The organism is Streptomyces silaceus, assembly GCF_001419745.1.
Lineage (GTDB): Bacteria > Actinomycetota > Actinomycetes > Streptomycetales > Streptomycetaceae > Streptomyces > Streptomyces silaceus.
Genome location: NZ_LIRJ01000202.1, coordinates 1 through 12,726 on the forward strand (window position 1 = coordinate 1; position 12,726 = coordinate 12,726).

10 protein-coding genes are annotated in these 12,726 nt (G+C 72.7%); 3 read left to right on the forward strand and 7 right to left on the reverse strand.

Annotated features, from left to right (window positions below; genetic code table 11):
• From AOK22_RS19985 to mce, 7 genes are all read right to left on the reverse strand, one after another.
• A partial coding sequence (locus tag AOK22_RS19985) for an ABC transporter ATP-binding protein (protein ID WP_055700058.1) occupies positions 1-821 on the reverse strand: 821 nt, incomplete at its 3' end.
• Between the two features lie 157 nt (positions 822-978).
• Entirely contained in the window at positions 979-1,791 is an 813-nt protein-coding gene (locus AOK22_RS19990) for a hypothetical protein (RefSeq protein WP_055700059.1), read from the reverse strand.
• Positions 1,792-1,826: 35 nt separating this feature from the next.
• Positions 1,827-2,597, reverse strand: a complete 771-nt coding sequence (locus AOK22_RS19995; protein WP_055700060.1) for an ABC transporter permease — start codon at positions 2,595-2,597, stop codon at positions 1,827-1,829.
• Positions 2,598-2,600: 3 nt separating this feature from the next.
• Positions 2,601-3,593 carry an ABC transporter ATP-binding protein gene (locus tag AOK22_RS20000; RefSeq protein ID WP_055700061.1) on the reverse strand — a complete coding sequence of 331 codons (993 nt, stop codon included), beginning with the start codon at positions 3,591-3,593 and terminating at the stop codon, positions 2,601-2,603.
• Positions 3,594-3,737: 144 nt separating this feature from the next.
• Complete coding sequence (locus tag AOK22_RS20005; protein WP_055700062.1) at positions 3,738-4,673, reverse strand: coiled-coil domain-containing protein; 936 nt, start codon at positions 4,671-4,673, stop codon at positions 3,738-3,740.
• A 182-nt stretch (positions 4,674-4,855) separates the two neighbouring features.
• A complete protein-coding gene (scy, locus tag AOK22_RS20010) occupies positions 4,856-8,836 on the reverse strand; it encodes a polarized growth protein Scy (protein WP_055700063.1) in 3,981 nt (1,326 codons plus the stop codon).
• Between the two features lie 246 nt (positions 8,837-9,082).
• Positions 9,083-9,523 carry a methylmalonyl-CoA epimerase gene (mce, locus tag AOK22_RS20015; RefSeq protein ID WP_055700064.1) on the reverse strand — a complete coding sequence of 147 codons (441 nt, stop codon included), beginning with the start codon at positions 9,521-9,523 and terminating at the stop codon, positions 9,083-9,085.
• Positions 9,524-9,661: 138 nt separating this feature from the next.
• Here mce and AOK22_RS20020 point away from each other — a divergent pair, with 138 nt between their 5' ends.
• The 3 genes from AOK22_RS20020 to AOK22_RS20030 form a co-directional block, all read left to right on the forward strand.
• Positions 9,662-10,864: an acetyl-CoA C-acetyltransferase gene (locus AOK22_RS20020; protein WP_055700065.1), complete on the forward strand. Its 1,203-nt coding sequence runs from the start codon at positions 9,662-9,664 to the stop codon at positions 10,862-10,864.
• Between the two features lie 109 nt (positions 10,865-10,973).
• Positions 10,974-11,930, forward strand: coding sequence for a methylmalonyl Co-A mutase-associated GTPase MeaB (gene meaB, locus AOK22_RS20025; RefSeq protein ID WP_055700066.1), 957 nt, complete (start codon positions 10,974-10,976; stop codon positions 11,928-11,930).
• A 232-nt stretch (positions 11,931-12,162) separates the two neighbouring features.
• Positions 12,163-12,726 (forward strand): MFS transporter (locus AOK22_RS20030; RefSeq protein ID WP_167357864.1); only part of this gene is annotated, 564 nt, incomplete at its 3' end.

A 12,726-nucleotide genomic window follows, 5' to 3' on the forward strand; every position in this document is an offset into this window, starting at 1 on the left:
GCGCCGTGCGCGAGGTCGCTGATGCGGGGGAGCGGCAGACCGGTCACGCGCAGCGCGCCGTCCTGCTCGGGCAGCACCTGGCCGCCCGCCTCGGTGAGCGCGGCCGTCAGCTTCTCGCGGTGCTGCGGCTCGCTGTCCGGCGTCCGCACCCGCGCGAAGTCGGCGGAGTTGTGCGAGATGAAGTCCTTGACGCTCATGTCGGCGAGCAGCTGGCCGCGGCCGATCACGATGAGGTGCTCGGCGGTGAGCGCCATCTCGCTCATGAGGTGCGAGGAGACGAAGACCGTCCGGCCCTCGGCGGCCAGCGACTTCATCAGGTTGCGCACCCAGAGGATGCCCTCGGGGTCGAGGCCGTTGACCGGCTCGTCGAAGAGCAGCACCTGCGGGTCGCCCAGGAGCGCCGCGGCGATGCCCAGACGCTGGCCCATGCCGAGCGAGAAGCCCTTGGAGCGCTTCTTCGCCACGTCCTGGAGGCCCACGACGCCCAGCACCTCGTCGACCCGGCGGGCCGGGATGCCGGAGAGCTGCGCGAGGCACAGCAGGTGGTTGCGCGCGTGCCGGCCGCCGTGCACGGCCTTGGCGTCGAGCAGCGCGCCGACCTGGCGGGGGGCGTTCGGCAGCTTCCGGTAGGGGTAGCCGCCGATCGTCACCTGCCCGGCGGTGGGCGCGTCGAGCCCGAGGATCATGCGCATGGTCGTCGACTTGCCGGAGCCGTTCGGCCCGAGGAAGCCGGTGACGGTACCGGGTCGCACCTGGAAGGAAAGGTTGTACACGGCTGTCTTGTCGCCATAGCGCTTCGTCAGGCCGACTGCCTCGATCATTCTCCGCACCCATCGAATGGTTCAGGACGTCGGGGCACACGCCCCCGTAAGGGTTAGGAGGATAACGGGGAGCTGACGGTTCCAGCCAAGAGCGAGTAAAACCGTGGGCGGCCGAAGAATCGTCACGGGGCGGACGGGACCACCGGGTCCACGGCACTCACACCGCAGGCAGCTCCGTCCACGGCAGCACCCAGCCCTCGTCGGCGAAGACCCGCGTCCCGCGCGCCCGCAGGGCGGCGTCGGCGGCGGCCCGCCGCACCCAGGCCGCCGGATCGGGCCCCAGCAGCTCGAACAGCGCCGGAGAGGCGCCCAGGAGCGCGTCGAGCAGCGCCGCCTGGTCACCGCCGCCGGGCCGCGGCAGCCCGGTCGCCGGGTCGGCGAGGACGCCGCGCGCGCCGACATAGACGTACGCGTGGTCGAGCGGCTCCCCGGACGGCAGGGTCATGGCGTACGCGGCACCCGGCAGCCGCACCCGCCGGTAGTGGGGGAGTTCCGTGGCGTCGACCGCCGCCAGCTGCGCCGCGTCCAGCCAGGAGACGACGAGCGAGGTCCGGGCCGCGGGGGCCGGATAGGGGGCGGCCGCCACGTACCCGGCCCGCCCGATGTGCGCGGAGCAGCCCACGCCGATGCCGCGCAGCCGCACGGGGACCATCGGCACGGCGCCCAGCAGGCCGAGGCGGGTGAGCTTGTGGGACACCTGCCCGGGGGAGGCGTTCGACCCCACGGCGATGACGGCGTGCCGCCCGGCTACCGGTGCCTGGCCGAGGCCGGCGAGCACGTCGTCCAGCGCGGGCGCGGCGCCGTCGACGGACCACGCGCCCACGCCGCCCGGCCGTGCGAGCAGCGGCAGCAGCTCGGTCCCGGTCAGCAGCGAGGGCTCCGTGACCGGGAGGCCGGGGTAGGTCAGCGGATACAGCGCGGGGACGCCGTCCAGGCCGAGCGCCGCGAGCCCGCGGTCCTGTGTCGTCACACGCCCCCCCTGCGGTCCGGCCGCGGGCTACCGGGCTACGCGTCCCGCTTCTTCAGCAGGACGTACCCACCGAGCAGCACCACGACCACCCACGCCACCATGATCGCGAGCCCGCCCCAGGGCCCGTACGGGGTGTCGTCGTCGAACGGCGTCTTGACCTGCATGATCTTGTTGCCGGCCTGGTCGGGCAGGAAGCGGCCGATCTTCTTCGTCGCCGAGACGTTGCCGAGGATGTTGGAGATCAGGAAGAAGAACGGCATCAGGATGCCCAGCGACAGCATCGGGCTGCGCAGCATCGCGGCGACGCCCATCGAGAACATCGCGATGAGCGTCATGTAGAGCCCGCCGCCGATGACGGCGCGCAGCACGCCGGGGTCGCCGATCTGCGCCTTGTACGGGCCGAGCATCGACTGGCCCAGGAAGAACGTGACGAAGCTGGTGGCCAGGCCGACCACGAGGGCGAGCAGCGTGGCCACGGCGACCTTGCTGAACAGGAAGGTGCCGCGCTGGGGGACCGCCGCGAGCGAGGTGCGGATCATGCCGGTGCTGTACTCGTTCGAGACGACGAGCACCCCGAAGACGATCAGCGCGAGCTGCCCGAGCGACATCCCGGCGAAGCTGATGTAGGTCGGGTCGAAGGTCAGCTTGTCCTGGGCGTCGAGCTTGTCGTAGTCGTTCTTGGACAGGATGCTGATCAGCAGCCCGAGGGCGATCGTGACGACGGCGGCCAGACCGAGCGTCCAGAGCGTCGACGAGACCGAGCGGATCTTGGTCCACTCCGACTTCAGTACCTGCGTCGCGGCCATCGCTCAGGCCTCCTTCCGCTGCTGCTGCCAGCCGTCGCCCCAGCCCGTCGCGGGCGGGGCCGCCGGCGGCCCGGTGCCCGTGCCGCCCGGCCGCGCGTGCGCGTGGTACTCGACGGACTCCGCGGTGAGCTGCATGAAGGCCTCTTCCAGGGAGGCCTGCTGGGGGCTCAGTTCATGCAGGACGAGCTGGTGGCCCGCGGCGAGCTCGCCGAGCCGTTCCGCCGGGGTGCCGTCCACTTCGAGCGTGCCGTTGCCCGCCTCGACGGCGGTGATCCCGGCCTCGTGCAGCACGTCGAGGAGCCGCTCGCGCTGCGGGGAGCGCAGCCGGACGTACGAGCGCGAGTTCTGCCGGATGAACTCCGACATGGAGGTGTCGGCGAGGAGCCGGCCCTGGCCGATGACGACGAGGTGGTCGGCGGTGAGCGCCATCTCGCTCATCAGGTGGGAGGAGACGAAGACCGTGCGCCCCTGCGCGGCCAGCGACTTCATCAGGTTCCGGATCCAGTGGATGCCCTCGGGGTCGAGACCGTTGACCGGCTCGTCGAACATCAGGATCTCGGGGTCGCCGAGCAGGGCGCCCGCGATGCCCAGGCGCTGGCCCATGCCGAGCGAGAAGCCCTTGGCCTTCTTCTTGGCGACGGCGGTCAGCCCGACGGTGTCCAAAACCTCGTCGACCCGGCTGCGCGGGATGCCGTTGCTCTGCGCGAGGCAGAGCAGATGGTTGAAGGCGCTGCGGCCGCCGTGCATCGCCTTGGCGTCGAGCAGGGCGCCGATGTACGTCAGCGGGTCCTTCAGCTGGGAGTAGTGCCTGCCGTCGATGCGGACCGCGCCGGCCGACGGGTTGTCGAGCCCGAGCATCATGCGCATGGTCGTGGACTTCCCCGCGCCGTTCGGGCCGAGGAAGCCGGTGACGATGCCGGGGTGGACGGTGAAGGTCAGGTTGTTGACGGCGACTTTCTCGCCGTACCGCTTGGTCAACCCCTCGAGCTCGATCATGCGGCCACGCTAAAACGGGACAAAGCCCCCTGCCACCGGAGTGGCAGGGGGCTCTGGCCTGTTCGGCCCACGTCAGGTGGCGCGCCCCGAAGGGGCGCGGGGAACCGCGCGCCCGACCACACCGGACGGACGGATCCCCACGGCTCAGCGGGTCTGCTGAGCCGGCACCCCACGAGAGATCGGCTCGTCCTCGGCGGGCGTGCCGGCGGCGGCCACGGCCGCACCGGTGAGCGTCGCCAGCATCTCGCGCACGTTGGTGAGCTGCGCGTTGATGCTGTCGCGGCGGTTGGTGAGCGCCGCGAGCTCCCGCTCGGATTCCGAGCGGATGCGGTCCGCCTTGGCGTTCGCGTCCGCGACGATGTCCTCGGCCTGACGCTGCGCCGTCTCCACCGTCTGACGGGCACGGCGCTCGGCGTCCGTGCGGAGCTTCTCGGCCTCGAGGCGCAGCTGCTCGGCGCGGTGCTCGATCTCCGCGAGCCGCTTCTCCGCCTTCGCCTGCCGCGAGGCGAGATCGCGCTCGGACTGCTCACGGCGCTTGGCGAGGTTCGTCTCGAAGTCCGCGGCGGCCTGGGCGGCCTTGGCGCGGGTCTCCTCGAAGAGGGCGTCCGCCTCCTCGCGCTTGGACTGCGCGTCCTTCTGCGCCTCGGCGCGCAGCGCGCTCGCCTCGCCCTTGGCCTTCTCGACGATCCGGACGCCCTCGTCCTCGGCCTTGGCCTTGCGCTCGGCGGCGAACGACTCGGCGTCGTTGCGGACCTGCTGGGCGGCGGACTCGGCGAGCTCGCGGTGCTGCTCGGCGGCGCGACGGGCCTCCTCGCGCAGGTCCTTCGCCTCCTCCTCGGCGAGGCGGAGGATCTTCTCGACGCGGGCGCCGAGACCGGCGTACGACGGCTCGGCGTCGGCAACCTGGGCCTGGGCGTTCTGCGTCTCGAGGTGCAGCTCCTCGATGCGCTTTTCCAGAGCAGTGATACGAGCAAGAGCGCTGTCACGGTCGGAGACGAGCTTGGAGATACGTTCGTCCACCTGAGCGCGGTCGTACCCACGCCGCACAAGCTCGAAGCCGTAGGGGGAAGTGTCGCTCATGGGGTTCCTGTCGAAAGAGACCGGTGAGGTGATAGAGGGAATCCTAGGGGTCAAGGCGGCGTGTCATCGAGCAGATGCCCGTTTGATCTGGAGAATGACACCCCTTTTGAGTGGCTAACCGCCGGAGCACTTGCCAGCGACAGGGCCAAAGGTCCTTGCGGAGCACGGTAGATGCCCTTTGGCTAGCCCTCTGACTGCTTGCCACTCGAACGAGTAGAGCCTGCCGCGGCCCCGGCCTTGACGCCGCCGTCCTTCGCACCGCCCGACGGGGCCTCGAAAGATTCCAACGCCTCCAGGACGTCCTGGACACGGGAGATCTCCGCATTGATGTCCTCGCGGCGCCGCACCAGCACCTCCAGCTCGCGCTTGCCCTCCTCGACGATGCGCGTCGCCTCGGCCTCCGCCTCCGACTTGATCCGCTCGGCCTCGGTCACCAGCGAGGTCTTCTTGGTCTCGGCCTCCTTCAGGAGCGCCTCGGCCTTCTTGACGGCGGCGATACGCACCTTGCCCGCCTCGGAGTTGGCGTCCGAGACCAGCTCCTTGGCCTTCGCCTCGGCCTCGGCGAGCTGCTCCTCGGCGGCCTTGACCAGCGCGTCGCAGCGCTCGCCCGCCGTCTTCATCGCCTCGGCGGACTCCCGGCGGGCGCGCTCGTGCAGCTCCTCGATCTCGGCGGTCAGCCGGTCGCGCTGCTCCTCGGAGCGCTCCCTTATGGCCGTCGCGTCGCGGCGGGCGCCGACGAGCAGCTCGTCCGCGTCCGTACGCGCCTTCTCCACCAGGGAGTTGCCCTCGACCGTCGCCTCGGCGACCAGGCGCTCGGCCTCCTTGCGGGCCGCGCCGACCATCGTGTCGGCCTGCGCCTCCGCGTCCGTCGTCGCCTTGAGCGCCTTCTCCTGGGCGTCCGTCGTCAGCTTCTCGGCCTCGGCGGCGGCCTCCGTGATGAGCGTGTCGACCTGCTCGGCGGCCTCCTGGCGGCGCTTGTTGGCGGCCTGCCGCGCCTCGTCGAGGGTCCGCTCGGCCTCGCCGCGCGCCTCGGCCGTGACCCGCTCGGCCTCCCGGGCCGCGTCCGCCTTCACGCGCTCGGATTCGCTGCGGATCCGCTCGGCGTGCTGCTGCGCGGAGTTGACCGTCTCGGAGGCCTCGGCGCGCAGCCGCTCCGCGTCGCCGGAGGCGTCCGAGATGAGCTTCTCGGCCTTCGCCACGGACTCCGCGCGCAGCCGCTCGGCCTCGGTGGTCGCCTCGGTCGTGATGCGCTCGGCCTCGGTCGTCGCCTCCGTCGTGACCCGCTCGGCCTCCGCCGTCGAGTCGGCGCGCAGCCGCTCGGCCTGCTCGGTGGCCTCCGTGCGGACGCGCTCGGCCTCCGCCGCCGTCTCGTTCTGCAGCAGCTCGGCCTCGCTGCGGGCCTCGCCGATGAGCTGGTCGGCCTGGTTCGCGGCGTCGCTGCGGATGCGGTTGGCGTCCTCGCGGGCGTCGGCACGCGTACGCGCGGCGTCCTGCTCGGCCGACGCGATGGTGTCGGAGGCCTCCGTGCGCACCCGCTGGGCGTGCTCCGAGGCGTCCGAGCGCATCCGCTCGGCCTCTGCGATCGCGTCCGAAACCGTGCGCTCCGCCAGGGACTTGGCGGCCTCCGACGCCTCCGTCGCCTCGCGCCGGGTGCGGTTGGCGTCCTCGGTGGCGCGCTCCCGCTCGGCGTAGGCGTCCGCGCGGACGCGGTCGGCCTCCTCCTGCGCCTCCGTCTTCGTGCGCTCCGCGGCGTGCTCGGCGGCCGAGCGCAGGCCCGCGACCTCCTCCTGCGCGCTCTCGTGCAGGCCGGCCACGGAGTCGCGCACGGACTGGGCGGTCTGCTCGGCGGCCGAGACGAGCTCGGTCGCGCGCCGGTCGGCCTCCTCGACGAGACGGACGGCCTCGGCCTGCGCCTCCTCGACGCGCTTGCGGGCGGAGGCGAGCAGCTCCTCGCTCTGCTCACGCGCCCGCTCACGCTCCTGGTCGGCCTCGGCGCGCGCGGAGCCCAGGGTCTCCTCGGCCTCACGGCGGCGCCGCGCGGCCTCCTCCTGGGCGGCGGACAGCGCCTCGGCGGCCTCCGCGCCGACGCGCTCGGCGGCGGCCGCGGCCTCCGCGCGGACCCGGTCGGCGGACTCCTGCGCCTCGGTCTTGAGCCGCTCGGCCTCGGCGGCGGCCTCCGAACGCAGCCGCACGGCGACGGACTCGCCCTCCGCGCGCGCCTGCGAGGCGTCGGCGGCGGCCTCCGTGCGCAGCCGCTCCGCCTCGCTCTCGGCCTGCGACTGGAGCGTACGGATCCGTTCGGCGGACTCGCCGCGCAGCCGGTCGGTCTCGTCCGTGGCCTCCTTGCGGATGCGCTCGGCCTCCGCGCGGGCGTCGGTCAGCGCCTGCTCGGCGGCGGTCAGCCGCTCCTCGGCCTCCGTGTGCAGCCGCGTCAGCTCCTCGGCGGCCTCCGCCTGCCGCGCCGCGAGCGCCTGCTCGGTCTCCTCGCGCAGCGTGCGCGCGGCGGCCTCGGCCTCGGACTTCGTGGCTTCGGCCTGCTCGGCGACCTCCTCGCGGTGCCGCTCGGCCTCCGCGCGGGTGCGCTCCAGGGTCTCCTCGGCCTGCTTGCGCAGCGACGTGGCGCGCTCGATGGCCTCGGTGCGGACCCGCTCGCTCTCGGTCGTCGCGGCCGTCCGCAGCTCGTCGGCGTCGGCCTTCGCCTTGGCGAGCAGCTCCTCGGCGGACCGGGCCGCCTCCTCGATCTGCTGGACGGCCTCGCGCCGCGCCTCGCCCCGGATGCGCTCGCCCTCGGCGACCGCGTCGGCCCGCAGTTGCTCGGCGTCGCCGCGCAGCCTGCGCGCCTCCTCCTGCAGCTCGACGGTCTTGGCGCGATATTCCTTGGTGTCGTCCTTCGCCGCGCCCTTGAGCTCCTCGGCGATGTCGTGCGCCTCGGCGCGCAGCCGGTCCGCCTCGGCCTCCGCCTCCGAGCGGATCCGCTCGGCCTCGTCGGCGGCGGCCTTCGTGGTCTCCTTGGCGGTCTTCGAGGCCTTGTCGAGGACCTCCTCGGCGGTCCGCGCGGCCTTCGCGAGCTGGCCGGCGGTCTCCTCGGCGGTGATCGTGCGCGCCTTCTCGGCGGCGTCCGCGATCAGCTTCTCGGCCTCCGCGCGGGCGTCGGCGACCAGCTGCTCGGCCTCGGACTTGGTGGCCTCGGCCTCCTTGGTGGCCTCGCCGACCAGGCGGGCGACCTGCTCCTTGGCGGTGCGCGTGCGCTGCTCGTTGGCCGCCTCGGCGGCCGAGAGCTGCCTGGCCGCGGCGTCCTTGGCCTCGGCGACCACCTTGTCGGCCTCGGCGCGGGCCTCGCGCAGCGCCGTCTCGGCCTGCGCCATCCGCTGCTCGGCGGCCCGGCTCGCCTCGGCGGCCTGACGGCGCGCCTGCTCCGACTCGGCCGCCGTGGTCGAGCGCAGCTGCTCGGCGTGGTCGGTGGCCTCCTGGGCCTGGGTGGAGGCGGCGTTCAGGAGGCGCTCGGCGTCCGTGCGGGCGCGGCGCAGGATCGCCTCGGCCTCGGCGCGGGCGGCCTCGGCGTCGCCGGCCACGCGCTGGCGGGCCTCCTCGGCGACCCGGGCGGCCTCGGCGCGGGCGGCGGCCAGGGACTGGTCGGCCTCCGCGCGCGACTCGTCGAGCAGCCGGCGGGCCTGCTGCTCGGTGCGGGCCCGGAGCTGCTCGGCCCACGCCACGTTCTCGTTGACGTGGGACTCGACGGTCTGGCGGCGCTCGTTCAGCTCCTGGTCGAGCTGCTGGCGCCGGGTGACGGCCTCGGTGTGCAGCTCGGACTGGAGACGGGCCTGCTGCTCCGCGTGCTCCTGGAGGATGCGCTGGGTCTGCGCGCGGGCCTCGCGCAGCTCGCGCTCCGCGTCGGCGCGCAGCTGCTCGGCCTGGATCTGGGCATTCCTGAGCAGCTGCTCGGCCTGGTAGCCGATGTCCGCGCTGTCGTAGGCAGGGCGGGACGCGAGGTTGCGGCGCGCCTCGTGCAGCTTGGCGCGCAGCACCTCGACCTGGTAGCCGAGATCCTCGGCGTGCTGGACGGCCTTCTCCCGCTCGGTCCTCAGCCGGTCCATCTCGGCCTCGAACCGCGAAAGACTGTCGGTCTCAGCCCGCGAGTTCTCTTGGCGTTCGTAGCCCCGCACTGCGCGGTCCCATCCTTCCCCGAGCTCTCGGCTGCGCTCGAGCAGGGGACGCCCCACTCCTGGTCGCAATTCTCTCCCACGAGCCCCGTCCATCCACCGAACGGGGCCCCCGGGGAATGGTGTCAGATCAACGGCGGAGCATGGGCTGCTGCCCCGACGCTCGTCCCCCGAAACCCGGACCCCGGCATGTGGCCGCCCCGATTTCGGGCGGCCGCCACTCACCCTACCGGCCCAGATATACGGAGGTCAGTGCTCCGTGGACTCGGACGGTGCCGAAGTGACAAGTTCCGTGAGTACGCCGTGGCAGTCCTTGGGGTGCAGGAAGGTGATGCGCGACCCCATCGAGCCGATGCGCGGCTCTTCGTAGAGGACACGCACGCCCTTGTCCTTGACGGCGGCGGCATCGCCGTCCACGTCCGCGGTGCCGAAGGCGATGTGGTGCACGCCCTCGCCGTTCTTCTTGAGCCACTTGCCCACCGCCGAGTCCTCGCGGGTGGGTTCGAGAAGCTGCAGGTAGGAGGCGCCTCCGTCGCTCGTCTCGTTGATCTTGAGCATGGCCTCGCGCACGCCCTGCTCTTCGTTGACTTCGGTGTGGAAGACCGTGAAGCCGTACGTCTCCCGGTAGAACTCGACGGTCTTGTCGAGGTCGAAACAGGCGATCCCGATGTGATCGATTCGCGTCAGCATGGTTCAAGTGCAGCGCTTGACGCGGTGATTACGCAACGTGCGCGCGATCACACTCGCGGCCCGGTGACGGGTGGGGTACTGCTCAGTACATTCAGATAAACCCTCGTTAACTCCTCTCCTCCCAAGGGGCCGTGCCACATGTCTGGAACGACCGGTACCACCTCAGTGATCGTCGCGGGCGCGCGCACGCCCATGGGCCGTCTGCTCGGCTCCCTGAAGTCCTTCTCGGGTGCGGACCTGGGCGGCTTCGCGATCAAGGCCGCGCTCGACCGCGCCGGCATCGGCGGCGACCAGGTGCAGTACGTGATCATGGGTCAGGTGCTGCAGGCCGGGGCAGGGCAGATCCCGGCGCGCCAGGCCGCCGTCAAGGCGGGCATCCCGATGAACGTCCCCGCGCTCACCGTCAACAAGGTGTGCCTCTCCGGTCTCGACGCCATCGCGCTCGCCGACCAGCTGATCCGCGCCGGCGAGTTCGACGTCGTCGTCGCCGGCGGCCAGGAGTCCATGACCAACGCGCCGCACCTGCTCCCCAAGTCCCGCGAGGGCTACAAGTACGGCGCGATCGAGATGCTCGACTCGATGGCGTACGACGGCCTGACCGACTCCTTCGACGGCGTCGCGATGGGCGAGTCCACCGAGAAGCACAACACCCGCCTCGGCATCGCCCGCCCCGAGCAGGACGAGCTCGGCGCGCTCTCGCACCAGCGGGCCGCCGCCGCCCAGAAGAACGGCCTGTTCGAGGCCGAGATCACCCCCGTCGAGATCCCGCAGCGCAAGGGCGACCCGGTCCTGTTCGCCAAGGACGAGGGCATCCGCGCCGAGACCACCGTCGAGTCCCTCGGCAAGCTCCGCCCGGCCTTCGCCAAGGACGGCACGATCACCGCGGGCACCGCCTCGCAGATCTCCGACGGCGCCGCCGCGGTCGTCGTCATGTCCAAGGCCAAGGCCGAGGAGCTCGGCCTCGCCTGGATCGCGGAGATCGGGGCACACGGCAATGTGGCGGGCCCCGACAACTCGCTCCAGTCCCAGCCGTCCAACGCGATCCTGCACGCCCTCAAGAAGGAGGGCCTGGAGGTCGCCGACCTGGACCTGATCGAGATCAACGAGGCCTTCGCCGCCGTCGCGGTGCAGTCAATGAAGGACCTCGGGGTGTCCTCGGAAAAGGTGAACGTCAACGGCGGGGCCATCGCGCTCGGTCACCCGATCGGGATGTCCGGCGCGCGCCTGGTCCTCCACCTCGCCCTGGAGCTGAAGCGGCGGGGCGGCGGCGTGGGCGCGGCCGCCCTGTGCGGTGGCGGCGGTCAGGGCGACGCGCTGATCGTGAAGGTGGCCAAGCCCTGACCCCGGGCCGGTCCCCGTCCCTCTCAGGCAAGTCCCGTACGGGGTGCGCGGGCGTACGTCGTGTACGCGCCCGCACGCACCTGTCGTACGCGTAGTGAACGGAGCTGTGATGCAGGACGTCCCCTCCCTGGTCGCGCAAGCGCGCGAGGGCAGGCCGCGGGCCGTGGCCCGGCTGATCTCACTGGTCGAGGGGGCGTCGCCGCAGCTGCGCGAAGTGATGGCGGCGCTGGCTCCGCTCGCGGGCCACGCGTACGTGGTGGGGCTCACGGGATCGCCGGGTGTCGGCAAGTCGACATCGACGTCCGCGCTCGTGAGCGCCTACCGCAAGGCCGGGAAGCGGGTCGGCGTCCTCGCCGTCGACCCGTCCTCGCCGTTCTCCGGCGGCGCGCTCCTCGGAGACCGGGTGCGGATGTCCGACCACGCGTCCGACCCCGGCGTCTACATCCGCTCCATGGCGACGCGCGGCCACCTCGGCGGGCTCGCCTGGGCCGCGCCGCAGGCGATCCGCGTGCTCGACGCGGCGGGCTGCGACGTGATCCTCGTCGAGACCGTCGGCGTCGGACAGTCCGAGGTGGACATCGCCGGGCAGGCCGACACCTCGGTCGTGCTGCTCGCGCCCGGCATGGGCGACGGCATCCAGGCGGCCAAGGCCGGAATCCTGGAGATCGGCGACGTGTACGTGGTCAACAAGGCGGACCGCGACGGCGCGGACGCGACCGCGCGCGAGCTGAACCACATGCTGGGCCTCGGTGAGTCCCGCGGCCCCGGCGACTGGCGGCCGCCCATCGTCAAGACGGTCGCGGCGCGTGGCGAGGGCGTCGACGAGGTCGTCGAGGCGCTGGAGAAGCACCGGGCGTGGATGGAGGAGCGGGGCGTGCTCGCCGAGCGGCGCGCCGCCCGCGCCGCCCGCGAGGTCGAGACGATCGCCGTCACGGCCCTGCGCGAGCGGATCGGCTCCCTGCACGGCGACCGCCGCCTGTCCGCCCTCGCGGAGCGGATCGTGGCCGGCGAGCTGGACCCCTACGCGGCGGCGGACGAGCTGGTCGAGGGCGTGACGTCTTCCTGACGCCCGCTCGGCCCTCCCCGGCCCTTTTCCTGACGCCCGCTCGGCCCTCCCCGGTCATCGGGTCGGCTCCTTCGCAAAGGGGCTGACCGATCGGGGGGCCGACGGATACGGTGACCCCGTGTTCCTCCTCTTGGCCTAGGCCTCGCCCCGCCCGCGCCCGCCGTGAACCGACACGGCCCACGCGGGACTTCGGCGACCCCTTGTGCCTCGCAGAGTCCAGAGGAACGTACCCATGTATCTCACCGTGCTGCGGACCCCGCATGCCCTCCGCGCCTTCGTCTGCGCCCTCTTCGCCCGTCTCTCCTACGGAACCGTCTCCCTCTCCCTGATGCTGGCGGTCAAGGACGCCTCCGGCTCGTACGCCGTGGCGGGCACCGCCGCCGCGCTGTTCGGGGCGACCAGCGTCCTCCTCTCGCCCGCCCGTGCCGCGCTCGTCGACCGGCACGGCCCGCGCCGCGTCCTCGCGCCGATGGTCTCGGTGTACGCGGCGCTCCTCACCGCCCTCGCCGTCCTGACGTGGCGGCCCGGCGCGGCCCCGGCCCCGCTCGGCGTCCTCGCCGCGCTCGCCGGCGCCTGTACGCCGCCGCTCGGCCCCGTCATGCGTACGGTGTGGGCCGAACTGCTCGACGACGACCGCGCGTTGCTGCAACGCGCGTACAGCCTGGACGGGGTCGCCGAGGAGCTGCTCTTCGTCTCGGGTCCGCTGCTCGTGGGGCTGATCGTGCAGGTCGGCCCGGCCGCCGCGGGCGTCGCGGTCAGCGCCGCCCTGATCTGGGGCGGCACGCTCGCCTTCCTG

Bases quoted from the DNA above. Each gene is read 5' to 3' on its own strand.
- AOK22_RS20005 (WP_055700062.1), bottom strand. From the start codon at position 4,673: ATGAGCGACACTTCCCCCTACGGCTTCGAGCTTGTGCGGCGTGGGTAC.
- AOK22_RS20020 (WP_055700065.1), top strand. From the start codon at position 9,662: ATGTCTGGAACGACCGGTACCACCTCAGTGATCGTCGCGGGCGCGCGC.
- meaB (WP_055700066.1), top strand. From the start codon at position 10,974: ATGCAGGACGTCCCCTCCCTGGTCGCGCAAGCGCGCGAGGGCAGGCCG.
- mce (WP_055700064.1), bottom strand. From the start codon at position 9,523: ATGCTGACGCGAATCGATCACATCGGGATCGCCTGTTTCGACCTCGAC.
- AOK22_RS20000 (WP_055700061.1), bottom strand. From the start codon at position 3,593: ATGATCGAGCTCGAGGGGTTGACCAAGCGGTACGGCGAGAAAGTCGCC.
- AOK22_RS19995 (WP_055700060.1), bottom strand. From the start codon at position 2,597: ATGGCCGCGACGCAGGTACTGAAGTCGGAGTGGACCAAGATCCGCTCG.